This window comes from Nocardia sp. NPDC127606 (assembly GCF_042671725.1).
GTDB lineage: Bacteria > Actinomycetota > Actinomycetes > Mycobacteriales > Mycobacteriaceae > Nocardia.
This window is the reverse complement of sequence record NZ_JBHXWQ010000011.1, coordinates 209,205-227,050: the sequence shown is the minus strand read 5'-3', so window position 1 is coordinate 227,050 and position 17,846 is coordinate 209,205. Positions and strand designations below refer to the sequence as shown.

At 67.7% G+C, this 17,846-nt stretch carries 20 protein-coding genes; 18 read left to right on the top strand and 2 right to left on the bottom strand.

What is annotated here, in order from left to right; all coding sequences use genetic code 11:
- Nucleotides 1–224: 224 nt before the first annotated feature.
- The 10 genes from ACFVJ5_RS33425 to ACFVJ5_RS33380 all read left to right on the top strand — a co-directional run bounded on the left by ACFVJ5_RS33425 (nucleotide 225) and on the right by ACFVJ5_RS33380 (nucleotide 10,435).
- Nucleotides 225–1,310 carry a sugar ABC transporter substrate-binding protein gene (locus ACFVJ5_RS33425; RefSeq protein WP_379226388.1) on the top strand — a complete coding sequence of 362 codons (1,086 nt, stop codon included), beginning with the start codon at nucleotides 225–227 and terminating at the stop codon, nucleotides 1,308–1,310.
- Nucleotides 1,310–2,074: an ATP-binding cassette domain-containing protein gene (locus tag ACFVJ5_RS33420; protein ID WP_379226386.1), complete on the top strand. Its 765-nt coding sequence runs from the start codon at nucleotides 1,310–1,312 to the stop codon at nucleotides 2,072–2,074. The genes ACFVJ5_RS33425 and ACFVJ5_RS33420 overlap by 1 nt, the downstream gene beginning before the upstream one ends.
- Entirely contained in the window at nucleotides 2,071–3,312 is a 1,242-nt protein-coding gene (locus tag ACFVJ5_RS33415) for a sugar ABC transporter permease (RefSeq protein ID WP_379226384.1), read from the top strand. The genes ACFVJ5_RS33420 and ACFVJ5_RS33415 overlap by 4 nt, the downstream gene beginning before the upstream one ends.
- Before the next feature lie 25 nt (nucleotides 3,313–3,337).
- Nucleotides 3,338–4,534, top strand: a complete 1,197-nt coding sequence (locus ACFVJ5_RS33410) for an ROK family protein (RefSeq protein WP_379226382.1) — start codon at nucleotides 3,338–3,340, stop codon at nucleotides 4,532–4,534.
- 35 nt (nucleotides 4,535–4,569) lie between these two features.
- Entirely contained in the window at nucleotides 4,570–5,040 is a 471-nt protein-coding gene (locus tag ACFVJ5_RS33405; protein ID WP_379226380.1) for an SRPBCC domain-containing protein, read from the top strand.
- A gap of 84 nt (nucleotides 5,041–5,124) precedes the next feature.
- The gene (locus ACFVJ5_RS33400; RefSeq protein WP_379226378.1) at nucleotides 5,125–6,216 is read left to right on the top strand and encodes an ABC transporter substrate-binding protein; all 1,092 of its coding nucleotides are present in this window, start codon (nucleotides 5,125–5,127) and stop codon (nucleotides 6,214–6,216) included.
- Nucleotides 6,216–7,076 carry an ABC transporter permease gene (locus ACFVJ5_RS33395; protein ID WP_379226376.1) on the top strand — a complete coding sequence of 287 codons (861 nt, stop codon included), beginning with the start codon at nucleotides 6,216–6,218 and terminating at the stop codon, nucleotides 7,074–7,076. Before ACFVJ5_RS33400 ends, ACFVJ5_RS33395 begins: the two co-directional genes overlap by 1 nt.
- Nucleotides 7,052–7,816, top strand: coding sequence for an ABC transporter ATP-binding protein (locus tag ACFVJ5_RS33390; RefSeq protein WP_379226375.1), 765 nt, complete (start codon nucleotides 7,052–7,054; stop codon nucleotides 7,814–7,816). Before ACFVJ5_RS33395 ends, ACFVJ5_RS33390 begins: the two co-directional genes overlap by 25 nt.
- Nucleotides 7,813–9,162 (top strand): LLM class flavin-dependent oxidoreductase, encoded by a 1,350-nt coding sequence (locus tag ACFVJ5_RS33385; RefSeq protein WP_379226373.1) that lies wholly within the window; start codon nucleotides 7,813–7,815, stop codon nucleotides 9,160–9,162. The genes ACFVJ5_RS33390 and ACFVJ5_RS33385 overlap by 4 nt, the downstream gene beginning before the upstream one ends.
- Before the next feature lie 67 nt (nucleotides 9,163–9,229).
- Nucleotides 9,230–10,435 (top strand): MFS transporter, encoded by a 1,206-nt coding sequence (locus tag ACFVJ5_RS33380; RefSeq protein WP_379226412.1) that lies wholly within the window; start codon nucleotides 9,230–9,232, stop codon nucleotides 10,433–10,435.
- Between the two features lie 35 nt (nucleotides 10,436–10,470).
- Here ACFVJ5_RS33380 and ACFVJ5_RS33375 read toward each other — a convergent pair whose 3' ends face one another.
- Nucleotides 10,471–11,040 (bottom strand): TIGR03086 family metal-binding protein, encoded by a 570-nt coding sequence (locus tag ACFVJ5_RS33375; RefSeq protein ID WP_379226371.1) that lies wholly within the window; start codon nucleotides 11,038–11,040, stop codon nucleotides 10,471–10,473.
- A 62-nt stretch (nucleotides 11,041–11,102) separates the two neighbouring features.
- On the opposite strand from ACFVJ5_RS33375, the gene ACFVJ5_RS33370 reads away from it, so the two are divergent.
- Nucleotides 11,103–11,861, top strand: a complete 759-nt coding sequence (locus ACFVJ5_RS33370) for a DUF6597 domain-containing transcriptional factor (protein WP_379226369.1) — start codon at nucleotides 11,103–11,105, stop codon at nucleotides 11,859–11,861.
- 77 nt (nucleotides 11,862–11,938) lie between these two features.
- Complete coding sequence (locus tag ACFVJ5_RS33365) at nucleotides 11,939–13,084, top strand: alpha/beta fold hydrolase (RefSeq protein WP_379226367.1); 1,146 nt, start codon at nucleotides 11,939–11,941, stop codon at nucleotides 13,082–13,084.
- Here the strand turns inward: ACFVJ5_RS33365 and ACFVJ5_RS33360 are convergent, their stop codons facing one another.
- A complete protein-coding gene (locus tag ACFVJ5_RS33360; RefSeq protein WP_358115294.1) occupies nucleotides 13,085–13,669 on the bottom strand; it encodes a TetR/AcrR family transcriptional regulator C-terminal domain-containing protein in 585 nt (194 codons plus the stop codon). It abuts the gene before it with no gap.
- A 149-nt stretch (nucleotides 13,670–13,818) separates the two neighbouring features.
- On the opposite strand from ACFVJ5_RS33360, the gene bioB reads away from it, so the two are divergent.
- The 6 genes from bioB to ACFVJ5_RS33330 all read left to right on the top strand — a co-directional run bounded on the left by bioB (nucleotide 13,819) and on the right by ACFVJ5_RS33330 (nucleotide 17,841).
- Nucleotides 13,819–14,832 carry a biotin synthase BioB gene (gene bioB, locus ACFVJ5_RS33355; RefSeq protein WP_378637307.1) on the top strand — a complete coding sequence of 338 codons (1,014 nt, stop codon included), beginning with the start codon at nucleotides 13,819–13,821 and terminating at the stop codon, nucleotides 14,830–14,832.
- Nucleotides 14,833–14,916: 84 nt separating this feature from the next.
- On the top strand, nucleotides 14,917–15,126 hold the full coding sequence (locus ACFVJ5_RS33350) for a hypothetical protein (protein WP_067459555.1): 210 nt from the start codon (nucleotides 14,917–14,919) through the stop codon (nucleotides 15,124–15,126).
- Complete coding sequence (locus ACFVJ5_RS33345) at nucleotides 15,126–15,776, top strand: DUF2567 domain-containing protein (protein WP_379226365.1); 651 nt, start codon at nucleotides 15,126–15,128, stop codon at nucleotides 15,774–15,776. Before ACFVJ5_RS33350 ends, ACFVJ5_RS33345 begins: the two co-directional genes overlap by 1 nt.
- Nucleotides 15,777–15,846: 70 nt before the next feature.
- Entirely contained in the window at nucleotides 15,847–16,380 is a 534-nt protein-coding gene (locus ACFVJ5_RS33340) for a DUF1353 domain-containing protein (protein WP_379226363.1), read from the top strand.
- A gap of 61 nt (nucleotides 16,381–16,441) precedes the next feature.
- Complete coding sequence (locus ACFVJ5_RS33335) at nucleotides 16,442–17,578, top strand: AI-2E family transporter (protein WP_379226361.1); 1,137 nt, start codon at nucleotides 16,442–16,444, stop codon at nucleotides 17,576–17,578.
- Between the two features lie 95 nt (nucleotides 17,579–17,673).
- Nucleotides 17,674–17,841 (top strand): hypothetical protein, encoded by a 168-nt coding sequence (locus ACFVJ5_RS33330; RefSeq protein ID WP_379226359.1) that lies wholly within the window; start codon nucleotides 17,674–17,676, stop codon nucleotides 17,839–17,841.
- Nucleotides 17,842–17,846 lie beyond the last annotated feature (5 nt).

Genomic DNA, 17,846 nt, shown 5'->3' with positions numbered 1-17,846 from the left:
TACTGCACTCGACAGGGTGTGGGAGAGTAGGACACTGCCGGAACATCATTGCGAAAGGCCCTCCAACTTCGGTTGGAGGGCCTTTTTGCGTTCCCGGGAACCTCGGTGGACCCACTATGTCCGATTCCTGTGTGGGCCAGGTCACCCTGGAGTATGTTGTCGAGAACAACATTCGCTCCAGCTCAACCGCCTACAGGCGGTGGTTCCACGAAAGGCCCACGCTCATGCGTCAGGGGATCTTCGGCATCGCGGCCGTCTCGATCGCACTTCTCACTTCGCTCACCGCCTGCGGCGACGACACTTCGAACTCCTCGGGAGGAGGCGGCGCCAAGATCGGCGTCATCCTGCCCGACAGCAAGACCTCGGCCCGGTGGGAGACGGCGGATCGCAAGTACCTCCAGCAGGCGTTCGACGCCGCGGGGATCAAGGCCGACATCCAGAATGCCCAGGGCGACAAGAACGCCTTCCAGACGATCGCCGATCAGATGATCACCAACGGCGCCTCGGTGCTGATGATCACCAACCTCGACAGCGGCACCGGCAAGGCGGTCATCCAGAAGGCAAAAGCCCAGGGCGTGACCGTGATCGACTACGACCGGCTGACCCTCGGCGGCGGCGCGCCGTACTACGTGTCGTTCGACAATGTGAAGGTCGGACAGCTCATGGGCGACGGCCTGGCGAAGTGCCTGGCCGACAAGCAGGCGGTGAAGCCGGTGGTCGCCTACCTCAACGGCGGCCCGACAGACAACAACGCCGCCCTGTTCAAGAGCGGTTACGACGGTGCGCTGAAGCCGAAGTTCGACGCGAACGAGTACGTGAAGGGGCCGGATCAGGCCGTCCCGGAATGGGATAACACCAAGGCGGGCACCATCTTCGAGCAGATGCTCACCGGCACGCCGAACCTCGGCGGCACCGTCGCGGCCAACGACGGTCTGGCCAATGCGGCTATCGCGGTACTGAAGAAGCAGAAGCTCAACGGGCAGATTCCGGTGACCGGCCAGGATGCCACGGTCCAGGGTCTGCAGAACGTCCTGGCCGGCGATCAGTGCATGACCGTCTACAAGGCGATCAAACTCGAGGCCGCCGCCGGCGCGAAGCTGGCGATCGCGCTGGCCAACGGTGAGAAGGGCGAAGCGCCGAGTACCGTCGACGATCCCGAGGCGAAGACGAAGGTTCCCGCCGTACTGCTCGAGCCTAAGGCGATCTTCAAGAACAACGTCAACGACGTCGTGGCGGACGGGTTCGTCGACAAGGCCGAGCTGTGCACCGGTGACTTCGCGAAGCTCTGCGCGGATAACGGCGTCCGCTGATGACCGACACCCCGCTCATCGAATTACGAGGATTAGAGAAGAGTTTCGGCCCGGTCCATGTCCTGCACGATATCGACTTCTCCGCCTACCGCGGCGAGGTGACGGCACTGGTCGGCGATAACGGCGCGGGTAAGTCGACCCTGGTCAAGTGCATCGGCGGCACCCATGCGATCGATGCGGGTGAGGTGCTGTTCGACGGTGAGCCGGTGCAGATCGGCAATCCGAGGGGCGCGGCCGAACTGGGGATCGAGATCGTCTACCAGGACCTCGCGCTCTGCGACAACCTCGACATCGTGCAGAACATGTTCCTCGGCCGGGAGAAGAAGCACGGCATCGTGCTCGACGAATACGGCATGGAGGAGCTCGCGGGCGCGACCCTGGCCGGGCTGTCGGTGCGCACGGTGAAGTCCGTGCGTCAGAAGGTGGCCAGCCTGTCCGGCGGACAACGCCAGACCGTCGCCATCGCCAAGGCTGTGTTGTGGAACAGCAAGGTGGTGATTCTGGACGAGCCGACCGCGGCGCTCGGCGTCGCCCAGACTCAGCAGGTCCTCGAACTGGTGCGCCGCCTGGCCGACAAAGGTCTTGCGGTGGTGCTGATCTCGCACAACATGAACGACGTCTTCGCGGTGTCGGATCGCATCGCGGCGCTGTATCTGGGCCGGATGGCCGCACAGGTACGGACCGCCGACGTGACGCATTCGCAGGTCGTCGAACTGATCACCTCCGGCCGCAGCGGGAGTCTCGGAATCGGAGTGCAGGCATGAGCGCGGTCGTGACGGACAAGGCCGCCGAGCCTGCCGCACCGGTGACCGAGTTGGTCACCGGCTATGTCGCGCGGATTCGTAGCGGCAACATGGGTGCCTTGCCCTCGGTCATCGCGCTGGTCGTGCTGTCGGTCGTCTTCTGGATCGCGCGACCGGTGTTCATGACCCAGGGCAATATCGCGAACCTGCTCACCCAGGGCGCCGCCATCGCGGTGATCGCCATGGGCTTGATCTTCGTGCTGCTGCTCGGGGAGATCGATCTGTCGGCCGGCTTCACCAGTGGTGTGTGTGCCGCGGTGCTCGCGGTGCTGCTCACCGACAAAGGCTGGCCCTGGTACGCGGCGGTGCTGGTCTCGTTGCTCACCGGTGTGGTGATCGGGCTGACCATCGGTGCGATCGTGGTGAAGATCGGGGTGCCGTCGTTCGTGGTGACGCTGGCCGCGTTCCTGGCGCTGCAGGGCGTCGCGTTGAAGATCATGGACAACGGCCGCAATATCTCCATCCACGACGAGACGATCCTGGCGATCGCCAACAAGAATGTGCCGCCGCTGCTCGGCTGGGTCATGTATCTGGTGCTGGTGGGCGGGTTCTCGTTCGTGCAGTACCGAAAGTTGCGGGCGCGCACGACGCTCGGGCTGACCGGCGAGACGGCGCCGGTGGTCGCGTTGCGGATCGCAACGGTCGCGGTCGTCGCGGGCATAGCGGTGCTGGTGCTCAACGACGAGCGCAGTCGCAATCCGGAGGTCAACTCGCTGCAGGGCATGCCGATCGTGGTGCCGATCATCATCGCGCTGTTGCTGCTGTGGACGTTCGTGCTCAATCGCACTTCGTTCGGCAGGCATGTCTACGCGGTCGGCGGCAGCGTGGAAGCGGCTCGGCGCGCGGGCATTCCGGTCGACCGGATCAAGATCAGCGCCTTCGTGCTGTGCTCGACGATGGCCGCCGTCGGCGGCTTGATCGCGGCCTCGCGAGCCAACTCGGTCGATCCGAACACCGGCGGTTCCGATGTGCTGCTCACCGCGGTCGGCGCGGCGGTGATCGGTGGGACCAGCCTGTTCGGTGGTCGTGGCCGGATGCTCGATGCGGTACTCGGCGCGGCGGTGGTCGCGGTGATCAACAACGGGATGGGGCTGATGGGCTACAGCGCGGGCACGAAATTCGTTGTGACAGGATTTGTCCTGCTGCTCGCGGCGGGGGTGGACGCGCTGTCCCGCAAGCGTTCGCTGCCAGGAAGTTGACCATCGACCGGGAAGGCTGGGCCGGATGAGGGCTGCACCCGCCCCGGACGAGATCCGAACGCGCAATCTCGCCGCGCTGCTGCGCCACGTCCATCTGAGTGGCCCGGTCTCGCGGGCGGAGCTGGCCGAGCGAATGGGCTTGAACCGCAGCACAATTCTGGCGCTGACCACCGATCTGGCCGCCGCCGGGCTGGTGAGTGAGGAACTGCCACGCCAGACCGGGAGGGCCGGACGGCCGTCGCTGGTGGTGCGGCCGGAGTCGGAGCGGGTATTCGTGCTCGCGTTGGACGTCGGTGCGGACCGGCTCGCGGTAGCGCGGGTCGGTCTGGGCGGTGTGATTCTCGACCAGCGTGAAACACCGCGTGACAGTGCGGCTTTCGATCCCGACGAGGTGATCGAATCCCTGGCGGTGCTGGCGGAGACGATGATCGACACGGCAGGACGCGGCAGTGTCTGCGTGGGTGTCGGTCTCGCCTTCTGCGGGATGGTCCGGCAGGGCGACGGTGTGGTGCGGTACGGGCCGAACATCGGCTGGGTGGATGTGCCGGTGGGCGCGAAACTGTCCGAGCGGCTCGGCGTTCGGGTGGTGGTCGGCAACAACGCGAATCTGGGAGCGCTTGCCGAGCGTGAGCGTGGCGTCGGTGCGGGGGTGTCGGATCTCATCTACCTGCACGGTGAGGTCGGCATCGGTGGTGGCGTCATCATGGGCGGCGAGCTGCTCGGCGGTGAGGGCGGTTACGGCGGCGAGGTCGGGCACATGATCGTCAACCCCGGCGGGCGGACGTGCCGGTGTGGTTCACGTGGCTGCCTGGAGGCCGAGGCGGGGGAGCTGGCGTTGATCGCGCTGGCGGGGCGTGCCGACCTCACCGGTCGGGCGGCGGTCGAGGCGATCGTCGACGCGGCGGCTCGCGGTGACGCGGTCGCCCGCGACGCGTTGCACCAGGTCGGGGACTGGCTCGGCTACGGGGTGGCCAATCTCGTCAATATCTTCAACCCGACGATGGTCGTGTTCGGTGGTGTATTGCGCGAGATCTACCTCGCCTCGGCCGCGCAGGTCCGCAGCCGGTTGGCGGTGAACGGACTGCTGGCCGTTCGCGAACGCGTCCGCCTGCGGACCTCCGCGCTGGCCGACGACGCTCCGCTGATCGGGGCCGCGGAACTGGCGTTCGCCGACGTGCTGACCGACCCGCTGCAGACACTGGCGCGTAGCTCCGGCAGGTGATCGATCGGCGCCGGTCTCGCGACTATCGTGAAGGAATGGCGACCACAAGGATCGGCACGCAGATCAATGCGCCGCGCTCGACCGTCTACCGCCTGATGTTGGATGCCGACGCGGTCGCGGCCTGGATGCCCCCGCCCGGGATAACGGCCGAAGTGCATCGGTTCGAGCCGAAGGAGGGCGGATCGTTCTCGATCACCCTCACCTATGACGAGCCGACGGCCACGGGTGAGACGCGGCCGCCGCACCGCGACGCCTGCTTCGGGACGTTCCGCACGCTGGTGCCGGACGAGCAGATCATCGAAGTGCTGGAATTCGTCACCGAGACCCCGGACATGACCGGTGCGCAGACGGTGACGTTCACGCTGACCGACGCCGACGGCGGCACCCACCTCGACACGGTGCACGAGGGGGTTCCGCCGGGGCTGAGCCCCGCCGACAACGAGAGGACCTGGCACCAGGCGTTGTCGAAACTGACCGCACTGGCCGAGCGGGAATCGCGCGACTGATCGCGGACCGCGCGGAGTCGTGCCCTTCAAATCATAGAAACGCTAATGGTGTTCGGGGGCGTTCGCGGTTGCTTGAATTCGTCTATGCACCGACCGAACACCTTTCGACCCGGCCTACGCGGCCGCGCCACCGCCGCACTTCTCGCGATGGCAACCGTTGCGACGCTCGGCCTGACCGGCTGCGCGCAGGGCAACGACGCACCGGTCGGCACCCCCGACGCGCCACTGCCGACCGAGGTTCCGCCGGGGACCACGCTCGTCGTCGCCGATCAGTCGGAACGCCTGCAATCGGCGCTGCGGCTGTCCGGTGAACTGGACAAGCTGCCGTTCAAGATCGAGTTCGCGAACTTCGTCGGCGGCCCGGCCATCCTCGAGGCCTTCCGGGCGGGCGCGGCCGACGTCGGTCAGGTCGGCGATGTGCCGCCGATCCATGCTCTGGCCGCGGGCCAGGACGTGCCGATCATCGGTTCCTATCAGACCAACCCCCAGGCACTGAAACTCGCTGTGGCGCCGGGCCGTTCGATCAGCAAGCTCACGGATCTGAAGGGCAAGAAGATCGCCTACGCCGAGGGCACCGCCCAGCAGGCGGCGGTGTTGAAGGCGCTCACCAAGGCGGGACTGAAGCCCACCGATGTGGAGCTGGTCCGGCTGCAGCTGGCCGAGTTCCCTGACGCGGTCCGCACCGCTCAGGTCGACGTCGCGCCGCTGATCGAACCCAACGTGACCCGGTTCCTGCGCACCGAGGGCGCCTCGCTGATCCCGGACTCGGAGACCACGGGCATCTACAGCGGCCTCGCCTACCTGTACGCGCGCCGGGCGGTGGTCCAGGATCCGGCGAAGGCCGCCGCGACCCGTGCTCTGGTCGGCGCGTTCGTGCGGGCCTGGCAGTGGACCAACACCCATCGCGAGGAATGGGCCACCCGCTACTACGTCGGAAGCCAGAAGGTCAGCGCCGACGACGCCAAGCGGATCGTCGAATCGCTGGGCACATACACCTTCCCGCACCTCGACCAGCAGTTGATCGCCCGGCAGCAGACCACGATCGACGCGATCGACGCCGTGGGCGAGCTGCCCAAGAAGATCAAGGCCGTGGACGGTTTCGACCTGCGCTTCGATGCCGCGGTCACCGAGGCCGTCACCGCCAGCGGAGCCGCGTTCGCACCGGCGGCGAGCTGATGGCCACCATCGATGCCGGGGCACTGCGCAAACTCAGGACCAGCACGGTCCCGGTCGAAGCACTCGCTCCGCGCGGGCGCGGTCGGCGCAAGCTGGGACCGGGCAAGCCGATCCCGTTCGGTTTCGCCCTCGGTCCGGTTCTGCTCATCGGTACCTGGGTTGTCGGCTCCGCGATCGGGGCCATCGACCCGGAGACCCTGCCCGCGCCGTGGACGGTCGCGCAGACCGCGGGCGAGCTGATCGCCGACGGCCGGTTGCAGTCCAACCTGCTGACCTCGTTGCAGCGTGCCGTGATCGGTCTCGTCCTCGGTGTGGCGATCGGCGTGGTGCTCGCGCTGATCGCGGGCCTGAGCCGGATCGGTGAAGCCGTGGTCGACGGTCCGGTGCAGATCAAGCGGGCGATCCCCACGCTGGCACTGATCCCGCTGTTCATCGTCTGGTTCGGGATCGGCGAGCAGATGAAGCTGATCGTGATCACCACCAGCGTGCTCATTCCGATCTACATCAATACCCACGCCTACCTGCGCAGCGTCGACGCGCGCTATGTGGAACTGGCCGAGACCGTCGGGCTGTCGCGGTGGGGATTCCTGCGGCGCATCGCGTTGCCGGGCTCGTTGCCGGGCTTCTTCCTCGGGCTGCGGCTGGCGGTGACCATTTCCTGGTTGGCGCTGGTGGTGGTCGAACAGGTCAACGCGACCAGCGGCATCGGCTACCTGATGACGCAGGCGCGCACCTACGGGCAGATCGATGTGATCGTCGTCGGCCTGGTGATCTACGGACTGCTCGGACTGTTCGGCGACCTCGCCGTGCGGGCAACGGAACGAAAGGTGCTGGCATGGCGACAGACACTGGGCGACTGAGCTCCGACGAGCGGGTCGTCGTACGCACCCGTGCCCTGACGCGCGGCTTCGGCGAGCGAATCGTCTTGAACGGCATCGATATCGAGATCCGGCGCGGTGAGTTCGTCGCGCTGCTCGGGCGCAGCGGTTCCGGCAAGAGCACGCTGCTGCGGGCACTGGCCGAACTCGATTCCGAGGTGCCCGGATCCGGTGACCTGACGGTGCCGACGCAGCGCGCGGTGGTGTTCCAGGATTCGCGGCTGCTGCCATGGACGCGGGTACTCGACAATGTGGTGCTCGGGCTGACCGGGCGCGACGCGCAGCAGCGCGGGCGGTCCGCACTGGCCGAGGTCGGGTTGGCCGGGCGGGAGAAGGCTTGGCCGCGTGAGCTTTCCGGCGGTGAACAGCAGCGGGTGGCCTTGGCCAGGTCGCTGGTGCGTGAGCCGGAACTGCTCCTGGCCGACGAACCGTTCGGGGCGCTCGACGCGCTGACCCGGATTCGGATGCACGCCCTGTTGCAGGCGCTGTGCGAGCGGCGCCGGCCCGCCGTGCTGCTGGTGACCCACGATGTGGACGAGGCCGTGCTGCTCGCCGATCGGGTGCTGGTTCTCGACGAGGGCCGGATCACGATCGACCAACGCATCGAGGCCCCGCGCCCGCGCAGGCACGCGCACCCGGAGTTCGTCCGGCTGCGCGAGGTGCTGCTGACCGGGCTCGGCGTCGACACGACAGATTTAGAGAAAGTGAAACAGGCGTCATGAGTGCACCGCGTCAACTGAGTCTGAACGCGTTCATCTACCCGTCGGGGCACCACGAGGCCGCTTGGAGGCACCCCGACAGCAGGCCCGACCGCATCTACGACGTCTCCTACTACCAGGAGATCGGGCGCACCGCGGAGGCGGCGAAGCTCGACGCGGTGTTCTTCGCCGACGGCCCCGCCCTGCGCACCGATGTTCGTCACAATGCCGCGCCCGGCCTGGAGCCGATCACACTGCTCACCGCGATCGCCGCGGCGACAACACATCTCGGCCTGATCGCGACTGCCTCGACCACCTACTACGAGCCCTACAACCTGGCGCGGCTGTTCGCCTCGCTCGACCACATCTCCGGTGGACGCGCGGGCTGGAACATCGTCACCACCGGAACCGATCTGGCCGCGGCCAACTTCGGGCTGGAACGGCATCCGGATCACGCCGCACGCTATGCCCGCGCACGGGAATTCGTCGACGCGGTGGTCGGGCTGTGGGACAGCTGGGAGGACGACGCGATCGTGCTCGACCGCGCCGCCGGTGTGTACGCCGATCCGGACAAGATCCATCCGATCGACTTCGTCGGCGAACACCTCAGTGTGCGTGGACCTTTCAATGCCGCCCGGACACCGCAGGGCCGTCCGGTCCTGGTGCAGGCGGGCGCCTCGAACGAGGGACGCGCCTTTGCCGGCAAATACGCGGAGGCCATCTTCACCGCGCACCAACGGCTTTCGGATGCGCAATCCTTTTACGCCGACATCAAGTCCAAGGCCGCCGAGTTCGGGCGCACCGCCGACGAGGTGAAGATCCTGCCGGGAATCAGCCCGTTCATCGCCGACACCGAGGCCGCCGCGCTGCGTTTGGAACGCGAGTTCAACGAGCTGACGGTGCCCGAATACGGGCTCAAGCAGCTGGAATCGATCACCGGCACGTCGCTGCGCGGCCTCGCGCTCGACGAGCCGGTGCCGGTGGAAGTGTTCGCGGGGGCGGGCGATGTCACCGACAACGCGCGCAGCAGATTGCAGGTGGTGGCGGGAATCGTCGAGCGGGAAAGGCCGACACTGCGTGGACTGCTGCACCGGCTGGCAGGTGCACGCGGGCACCGGGTGTTCGCGGGAACCCCCGAACAGGTGGCCGACACCATCGAGGAATGGTTCACCCAGGGTGCGGCGGACGGCTTCAACGTGATGCCGCCGTACTACCCCGGCGGGCTCGAGGTATTCGCCGAAACGGTGGTGCCGATCCTGCAGGAGCGCGGGCTGTTCCGCACCGAATACACCGGGACCACGTTGCGCGACCACTTCGGGCTCGCGCGCCCGGAGAGTCAGTTCGCCCGCAGTGCCGCACTAGCCGGATGACGGTGGGCTGTAGCGACCGACACGGCACTCGCCGGTCGGTGGCGGCGTCGTGACGCAGCTGCGGTCCATGGCGCTGGCGGTCTTCGTTCCCTCCGCCGTCTACGGAATCGGTTCGGGCGCAGCGGCTCCCATGCTGCCGCTGCGCGCACTCGAACTCGGCGCGTCGGTCGGTACCGCGGGCGTGGTGGTCGCCATGATGGGCTTCGGGCTCATCCTGGGCGATCTGCCCGCGGGCCGGCTGGTGGCGCGTATAGGTGAGCGCAAGGCGATCGCGCTCGGTTCCTTCACCTGCGCGCTGGGTCTGCTCGTGGCCATCCTCGCGCCGAATATCGCCGTGTTCGCGGTCGGGCTGCTGATCAACGGCGCGTCGGGTGCGGTGTGGGGGCTGGCCAGACAGACCTACATCGTGGCCGTGGTGCCGAGTGCTGATCGGGGACGGGCCTTTTCGGCGCTGGCGGGGTGGATGCGGTTCGGGTTCTTCGCCGGCCCCTTCCTCGGCGCGGGCGCGGTGCACTGGTTCGGCCCGGTCGGCGGGTTGTGGATCCAGCTCGTCGCCATGCTCGTCGCGGGTGCGCTGGTATTCGCCATGCCCGAGACCGACGGTTCGCCGACGGTACTCAGCGACAACACGATTCGGTCCGTGGTGGTCGAACATCGCAGGCTGCTCAGCACGCTCGGGCTCGGCGCCCTGCTCATGGGAGCGGCACGGGCGGCACGGCAATCGCTGCTGCCGTTGTGGGCGGTGCACATCGGCGCCGACGCGGCGACCACCAGTATCGTGTTCGGCATCGCGGGCGCGGTGGACGTGCTGATGTCGTATCCGGCCGGGATCTGGCTGGATCGATACGGCCGCAAGGCGATCGGCGTTCCCGCCATGATCGCCTTCGCGGCGGGGTATGCCGCGTTGCCGTTCGCGGGGTCGGTCGTCGGACTCACCGCGGTCGCCGTGCTGCTCGGCTTCGCCAACGGGCTGAGCAACGGCGTGATCATGACCGTCGGCGCCGATGTGGCGCCGCCCGGTCAGCGCGCGGAGTTCCTCGGTGCCTGGCGGCTCACCCACGACATCGGGATGTTCGCGGGCCCGATCGCGGTCGGCGCGATCAGCGCGGTGACGGTGCTCGGCGCGGCGGCGGGAGCACTCGCGGTGGCGGGGCTCGGCGGCGCGGCCGCGATGTATCGATGGTTTCCCGGACGTCCGGTCGTCGCGGTGGCAGTGCCGAGGCAGCCGGCCGCGAGTCCGAACGAAACCAGGGAATCGGTGGAGAGTAGTTGACGGTGCCGCCGGGTGGCCGGCGGCACCGGGACAGCCTATGGCCAGGCGGGGTCGCGTCCGGTGAGGCCGAGAATGCGGTCGATCAGCGGGGCGCTGGCCGCGACGGGTACCTCGGGGCCGTAGATACCCATCTCACGGCCCTGATCGGCGGTGGCGGCGGTGTCGTCGTAGGTGTCACGCAGCAGGTCGTCGTCCCACTGTGGCGTGCTGCCGATCGCGCGGGCGAGGTCCCAGCCGTGGACGATCAGTTCGCCGACCACCATCCCGCCGACCAGCGGTGCGGGAAGTTCCCTGGGTCCGCCCATATAGGTGACGCCCTGCCACGCGGCGGGGTCACCCCATGCGGTGGCGAGCTCGTCGAGGTGCGAGTCGAGGGCCGGGGCCCAGTCGTCCGCGGTGAGATCGACAGTGGATTCGGCGGGCGCCACCGCTTCCTTGCGCGCGGCGCCGATCAGCGACGGTCCCCAGAACAGCAGGTGAGCGAGCAGCGCTCGGACGTCGAACTCGGCACAGGGCGTCGGGTCGGCGAGCCGGCTCGGCTGCACGGTGCGGATGATCTTCGACAATGTCGTCGCGGCACGCGCGACACGTTCGGTTTCGGACATGTACCGAGGTAACCACCGCGACGAGGGCGCTGTCTTGAACAAACGCGACATAGACTCGCCGGGTGGAACGCGACCCCCGCGAACTGGGCGGCGCCTGGCAGCTGTCGCAGCGCCATACGTTCATCGCGCCGTCGGGTGACCTGGCGCGGTACGTCGAGCGGTACTGGGTCGTCACCTGGGATTACCAGCGACCGTATCGGCAGTTGGTCGCACCGCTGCCGAACGTGCACCTGACGTTCCGCGACGGCCGCGCCGAACTGCACGGTCCCTCGTCCTCGCATGTCCACCGCGAGCTCACCGGTTCGGGTTCGGTGTTCGGTGTCGCCTTCCGGCCGGGTATGTTCGGTCGCTTCCTGGACGGTCCGGTAGCGACCCTGCGGGATCGAGTGGTCGACGCGACAACAGTTTTCGGCCCCCGAGTGCCCGATCCGGTGGATGTCGGGTCGGTCGAACGACATCTCCGCGCGCACCTGCCCGTCGCCGATCCGGCGGCAGAGAACACAGCGCGGATGGTGGCGATGATCGCCGACGACCCGGGCATCACCACGGTCGACGCGCTCGCGCGGCGCTGCGGGACCGGTGTCCGCCGGGTGCAGCGGCTGTTCGCCGAGTACGTCGGCATCGGACCGAAGTGGGTGATCCGCCGCTACCGTTTGCAGGAGGTCACCGAGCGGCTCGCCGACGGGGTCGAGATCGACTGGGCCGCGCTCGCGGCAGATCTCGGCTACGCCGACCAACCGCACCTCAGCCGCGATTTCCGCAAGATCTTCGGCGAACCACCGACGCACTACGCGCAACGGTACGAGTCGTCGGAGCAGTGACAACCCGGCCGGCGCCCCGCGTCGGATCGCGACGGCGGACGGAAGCGCTCGGATCCGAGTGTCCCTACAGTGGAAGTATGTCGTCATTCGATCGGCATCCGTCCACCGTCGCGGACTTCGACGATGCGCGTCGGCGGAATCGGTTGCGCGAAACCCAGCTCGGACACACGTGGGGCAGTTGGCGCCGGACCAGACTGGCGCTCCTGCGAATTCTCGGGTTCCTGCTGGTCGCGATGATCGTGTTCGGGCAGTACTGGGTTCACGATGTGGTTCCCGAACGCGAGCGGCTGGCACAGACCTCACCGGAGTTGCTGCCCGCGAATCTGCCTGCCGATGCCCGGGATTGGGATACCGCCGTCGTCGATATGGCCGGGCTCGGGGGAGTCAACGCGACGCCGACCGCCAAGGCCCTGCCCGCGCTCAGTCGACTCGGGGTGGTATGGGCGGTGCGCTACGACAACGCCGGTATCGACACCAAGGTCATCGCCGACATGATCGTGCGGGCCGCGCGCTACGGCAATGTGCGCAATATCGTGCTGGTCGGGCACAGCATGGGCGGGATCATCGCGTTGGAGGTGGCGCGGCACATCCACCTGGGCAGCGATCGGCGATTGGTGGCCGTTCTGCTCGACTGCACGCCGATGAATCTGGACGCGGTCCGCCCGGAGAGTCGTAGTCGCGGGGCCGATCTGGTGCGGTGGCTTGGCTGGTTACCCGGTGCCAGGGAGAGCCGGATCCTGCGCTTCGCGGTCGAGATGTCGGCTCGGCGTGAACGTTTCGCGCAGCGTGACGGGCTGTTGTTCGATATCGACTGGCGCGCGATGCGCGAGGCGTCCGCGCAGGTGTTGCGCGACAAGATCTTCTCGCGCGACGCCGCCGGCAACGGGTTGATCGAGGCGCAGTTCCTGGCGATCGTCGCGGGTGGTGGCACCGCGGATCTGCGGGCGCTCGGTAAGCCGAACCCGGACAAGCGGAACCCGGCGATCGTGTTCATCCGGCCGCGTGAGGCGGCCCGCGACGGCGTGGTGGACGTGGAGTATTCGCACCAGGTGCTGATCGAACAGTCCGGCGGCGTCGACGGCACCCTGCTGGTGGTGCGGCCGAACCAGATCGAGCACGCGAATCCGATTCAGCGACCCGCCGAGTACAACGCGATCATCGAAGCGCAGGTACTGCCGTTCGTGCGGCGCTATCAGGAAGCCAACCGCAACGACCCGCCCTGATCAGCGCACCCGGGTCCCGAGGATGGTGCGCACGCCCGCGATGAACAGCTGCAAGCCGAAGTCGAATCGCGCGGTGGGGTCGGGGGTGTCGAGCAACGGTGTGTTGTCCTCGGGCAGCGCGCCGACGGAGTCCATCTGCATGCGCGACTGCTCGTCGACGGTCTGGCCCAGCACGTAGTAGAGCAGGGTGTAGGCCGTGAGATCGGCTTCCTCCCTGGTCATTCCGGCACGGATCACAATGCCCGCCAGGCGTTCACGCGCCTTGCTGGTGGTCAGGCGCGAGGCGTAGGTGGCCGAGACCAGTTCGGCGCCGTCGCGATAGGCGAGCAGGCAGTCGCGCAGTCGATGCGCCAGCTCGGTGAGCTGCGCGGGCCATTCGGTGGCTGAGATCGGCTCGTCCATCGGGGCCAGAATCCGGTCGGCGACCGCGCCGAGCAGGGTCTGCTTGTCCTTGACGTGCCAGTACAACGCCCCCGGCTGCACCTGCAGCGAGCCCGCGAGCCTGCGCATCGTCAGATCGGCGAGCCCGTACTGATCGAGAATCGCGACGGCGGCATCGACCACATCCGTCTTCCGCAGTTGCACGCGCGTCCTTCCGACAATTTTGCGACCCGAGTGTCGTGGTTCACTCGTAGCCGCTACCCTATCCTGAACACCGTTCAAGTTGCACGGCCACGCCGGGTGGACCACACCCACGGCACGTGCGCACACCCCCGTCGAAGGGACATCACGTCGTGACGCAGGCACCCGTCCAGACCGATATTCTGGCTATCGCCCGTGAGCAGGTGCTCGAGCGCGGCGAGGGCCTCACCGAGCAGCAGGCCGTCGAGGTGCTGCGCCTGGGTGACGAACACCTGGAAGCGCTGCTCGAGCTCGCCCACGACGTGCGGATGAAGTGGTGCGGCCCCGAGGTCGAGGTCGAGGGCATCATCAGCCTCAAGACCGGCGGTTGCCCCGAGGACTGCCACTTCTGCTCGCAGTCGGGTCTGTTCCAGTCGCCCGTGCGCGCGGCCTGGCTCGACATCCCCAGCCTGGTCGAAGCGGCCAAGCAGACCGCCAAGACCGGCGCCACCGAGTTCTGCATCGTCGCCGCGGTGCGCGGCCCCGACGAGCGCCTGATGGCGCAGGTCGCCGCCGGTGTGGAGGCCATCCGCAACGAGGTGGACATCCAGGTCGCGTGCTCGCTGGGCATGCTCAACCAGGAGCAGGTCGACCAGCTCGCCGCGATGGGCGTGCACCGCTACAACCACAACCTCGAGACCGCCAAGTCGCACTTCCCCAAGGTGGTCACCACCCACTCCTACGAGGAGCGTTTCGAAACCCTGCGGATGGTGCGCGAAGCCGGCATGGAGGTGTGCTGCGGCGGCATCCTCGGCATGGGCGAGACCATCGAGCAGCGCGCCGAGTTCGCCGCGCAGCTGGCCTCGCTGAACCCCGACGAGGTCCCGCTGAACTTCCTCAACCCGCGACCCGGCACCCCGTTCGGTGACCTGGAGGTGCTGCCCGCCGCCGACGCGCTGCGCGCGATCGCCACGTTCCGGCTCGCGATGCCCCGCACCATCCTGCGTTTCGCGGGTGGTCGCGAGATCACCCTCGGCGACCTGGGCGCCAAGCAGGGCATGCTCGGCGGGATCAACGCCGTCATCGTCGGCAACTACCTCACCACCCTCGGCCGTCCCGCCGAGTCCGACCTCGATCTGCTCGGTGAGCTGAGCATGCCGATCAAGGCGCTCAACGAAACCCTGTAAAACGCTGTGTACGATCGAGTATCGACCCAGGTCGGCAGGGATGACGCGACCGCCGAGTCACACTTCACGGAGGCGGTAACCGCATTGGACGAGCGCTACAACCCGTTCACCGGCAAGCGGATCGTGCCCGGGATCGACGACGTCACGCCCGCGTCGGCCACGCTCGGTCTCGAACCGCCGCGATTCTGCGAGCAGTGTGGACGCCGGATGATCGTGCAGATCAGCCCCGACGGCTGGTGGGCCAAGTGCTCACGGCACGGCGTCATCGAATCGGCACAGTTGGAACGCCGGTAGTGCTCGGCCGCGGGGAGCGCCCCGAGGTGTTGCGGCGCGAGGTCGTCGGCGTCGGCATCGTCATGGCCGTGGTGCTGGTGGCGAGTGTGGCGGCCGGAGTGGCGTGGGGGCTGCTCGCACCGACCGAGCGGTTGCGGGTGACTCAGCCCGGCCGCGCCGCGGTGCTCACCGGTGAGAGCCTGCACCTGTTCGACGCGGTCGGGATGTTCCTGTGCTTCGGCGCGGTGGTCGCGGTGCTGAGTGCGGTCGGGGCGTGGCGGGTACGGACCACGCGCGGGCCCGCGCTCGTGCTCGGCATGCTGCTCGCCTCGGGACTGGGCGCTGTGCTGATGATGTGGATCGGGGAATGGGTTGCGGGCGTGCGTCATCCGCGTCCCGACGATCCGGCGATCGGCCAGATCGTCGCGCTGCCCGCGGAAGTCGGGACCGATCTCGCGCTGCTGATCCAGCCGTTCCTGGCCGCCCTGGTGTTGTTGTTCCTCGCCGCGTTGCACCCGGCCGTCGATCTCCATTCCGGCGCGGCCGGGCTGCTCGGCGACCTGCGTCCGGCCGATTTCGACGACGAGTCCGACGACTACCGGCTGCCCTACGGTGCCGAACAGTATCGGCCGAGCGGCGATTTCGATCCGAGTTCGCAACCACGCGGCTGAGCGACCTTCGCGCGATACCATTTTCGCATAACAGCAGGTAGATGCCTGCTGGAGTGTGAGAGGAACGGTCGTGGGATTCATCGGTGATGGTCCGGTCGTCGAGGAACTGGACGCGAAATTCTGGCGGCTCACCCAACCGCTCACCTACCAGGGCGCGGTCGAAACCTTCACGGTGCCTGCCGGATTCCGCACCGACTTCGCCTCGGTGCCGCGCGCGCTGGTGTGGCTGATCCCGCGCTACGGCGCCTACACCAGAGCCGCGATCCTGCACGACTATCTGTGCCGCACAGGCGAAGTCGGCCCCGCCGACGCCGACGGGATATTCCGGCGCAGCCTGCACGAGGCCAGGGTTTCGGTGCCGCGACGCTGGATGATGTGGACGGCGGTACGCCTCGGCAGCCGGCTTCGTGGGGCGCGTGCGGTCGATGTGCTCGGATGGTTGCTGATCGCGGTGCCGTCCCTGGTCTTTCTCGCGGTCCCGGTGCTGGTGGTAACCGCGGCGCTGCTGGTGTTCTGGGTGGTCGAGCTGGGGTTCTGGGTATCGGCGCGGATCACCCGCAGCACCGCGGCCCCGCCGCCGAAACCGCAGATGAAGACCGCCTGATCGCGGATCTCACCCGGAATGGGGGAGGTGGCGGCGTCTTCGCGTGGCTACCGTTCGGCGCATGTCCGAGCCGAGCACCGACACCGCACCCCCGGCCCCGCTGGTCCAATGGTCGATTCCACGCGGTCTGATCGTGCTGCTCTCGCTCGGGGCTGGAGTGGTCACCATCGGTGGTCTGAAAGCCTTCTCCGGCATCGTCGGACCGGTTTTCCTCGCCCTCATGCTGACCATCGCGGTGCAACCGATCCAGAGTTGGGCGCGCCGCAAGGGCTGGCCTGCCTGGCTCGGCATGGCCGCGGCGCTGGTGGCGGTGATCGCGATCCTGTTCGGCATCGGTGGGGCACTGGCACTGTCGGCGGTGCAGCTGGCCTCGCTGCTGCCCGAATATGCCGACAAGCTCAACGAATTGCTCGACCACGGGCGCCACTGGCTGTCGGATCTCGGGGTGAGCTCCGACCAGATCCACAAGGCGCTCAGCGGCATCGACGTGGGTAAGGCCGCGAGTGTCATCGAAGAACTGGTCGGCGGTGTGCTCGGAGTCTTCTCGAATCTGTTCTTCGTCGTGGCGCTGCTGCTGTTCATGGCCGTCGACGGGATGACGATGGACCGCAGGCTGGCGATCGTGGCTCGCGAGCGGCCCGCGATCGCGCAGGCACTGGAGAATTTCGTCACCGGGACACGCAAATACCTCATCGTGTCCACGATCTTCGGCGCCATCGTGGCCGTGATCGATGGTGGGGCACTGTGGTTGATGGGGGTACCGCTGCCGATCCTGTGGGCGCTGCTGTCGTTCATCACCAACTACATCCCGAACATCGGGTTCGTCATCGGTGTCATCCCGCCCGCGCTGCTGGCTCTGCTCGACAGCGGTCCGGTGCTGATGATCTGGGTGATCGTGGTCTATTCGGCGATCAACTTCGTGATCCAGTCGATCATTCAGCCCAAGTTCGTCGGTGACGCCGTGGGCCTCGGGGTCACCATCACGTTCTTGTCGCTGGTGTTCTGGGCGTGGGTGATCGGCGCGCTCGGCGCGCTGCTGGCGATTCCGCTGACGCTGCTGGTGAAGGCGCTGCTGTTCGACATCGACCCGACAACGCGATGGGCGGATGTGCTGATCGGTGCGCCGATCGACCAGAAGCCCGCGCCGCGGGAAGCAAGCAAGCCGACCGGGCCCGAGACGGCGGTGGACAAGGAATAGCGAGCGCCAGGGATCGGTTCACCGAAAACCAGTGGAATGTGGTCGGACCCGCTCCTTATCCTGGCAGCAACGTATTTCGGGGGAGGACCAAGACCATGAAGACCGTAGCCGGGCAATCCACCGAGCCGCCCGCCGAGCGACCCGATCTGGTCGCCTGGCGCCGCCGCCACGCCCTGCGCAGCTCGTCCGCCGCCACCGCGGTGCCCAGCGGACGCGCCTACCGCCGCTCGCCGAAGCACCGCGATCGCCGGTACGCCGGCTGACCCGG

Excerpts from the sequence above, each read along its gene's own strand:
- ACFVJ5_RS33425 (WP_379226388.1), top strand. The coding sequence starts at position 225 with ATGCGTCAGGGGATCTTCGGCATCGCGGCCGTCTCGATCGCACTTCTC.
- ACFVJ5_RS33420 (WP_379226386.1), top strand. The coding sequence starts at position 1,310 with ATGACCGACACCCCGCTCATCGAATTACGAGGATTAGAGAAGAGTTTC.
- ACFVJ5_RS33415 (WP_379226384.1), top strand. The coding sequence starts at position 2,071 with ATGAGCGCGGTCGTGACGGACAAGGCCGCCGAGCCTGCCGCACCGGTG.
- ACFVJ5_RS33410 (WP_379226382.1), top strand. The coding sequence starts at position 3,338 with ATGAGGGCTGCACCCGCCCCGGACGAGATCCGAACGCGCAATCTCGCC.
- ACFVJ5_RS33405 (WP_379226380.1), top strand. The coding sequence starts at position 4,570 with ATGGCGACCACAAGGATCGGCACGCAGATCAATGCGCCGCGCTCGACC.
- ACFVJ5_RS33400 (WP_379226378.1), top strand. The coding sequence starts at position 5,125 with ATGCACCGACCGAACACCTTTCGACCCGGCCTACGCGGCCGCGCCACC.
- ACFVJ5_RS33395 (WP_379226376.1), top strand. The coding sequence starts at position 6,216 with ATGGCCACCATCGATGCCGGGGCACTGCGCAAACTCAGGACCAGCACG.
- ACFVJ5_RS33390 (WP_379226375.1), top strand. The coding sequence starts at position 7,052 with ATGGCGACAGACACTGGGCGACTGAGCTCCGACGAGCGGGTCGTCGTA.
- ACFVJ5_RS33385 (WP_379226373.1), top strand. The coding sequence starts at position 7,813 with ATGAGTGCACCGCGTCAACTGAGTCTGAACGCGTTCATCTACCCGTCG.
- ACFVJ5_RS33380 (WP_379226412.1), top strand. The coding sequence starts at position 9,230 with ATGGCGCTGGCGGTCTTCGTTCCCTCCGCCGTCTACGGAATCGGTTCG.
- ACFVJ5_RS33375 (WP_379226371.1), bottom strand. The coding sequence starts at position 11,040 with ATGTCCGAAACCGAACGTGTCGCGCGTGCCGCGACGACATTGTCGAAG.
- ACFVJ5_RS33365 (WP_379226367.1), top strand. The coding sequence starts at position 11,939 with ATGTCGTCATTCGATCGGCATCCGTCCACCGTCGCGGACTTCGACGAT.
- ACFVJ5_RS33335 (WP_379226361.1), top strand. The coding sequence starts at position 16,442 with ATGTCCGAGCCGAGCACCGACACCGCACCCCCGGCCCCGCTGGTCCAA.
- ACFVJ5_RS33330 (WP_379226359.1), top strand. The coding sequence starts at position 17,674 with ATGAAGACCGTAGCCGGGCAATCCACCGAGCCGCCCGCCGAGCGACCC.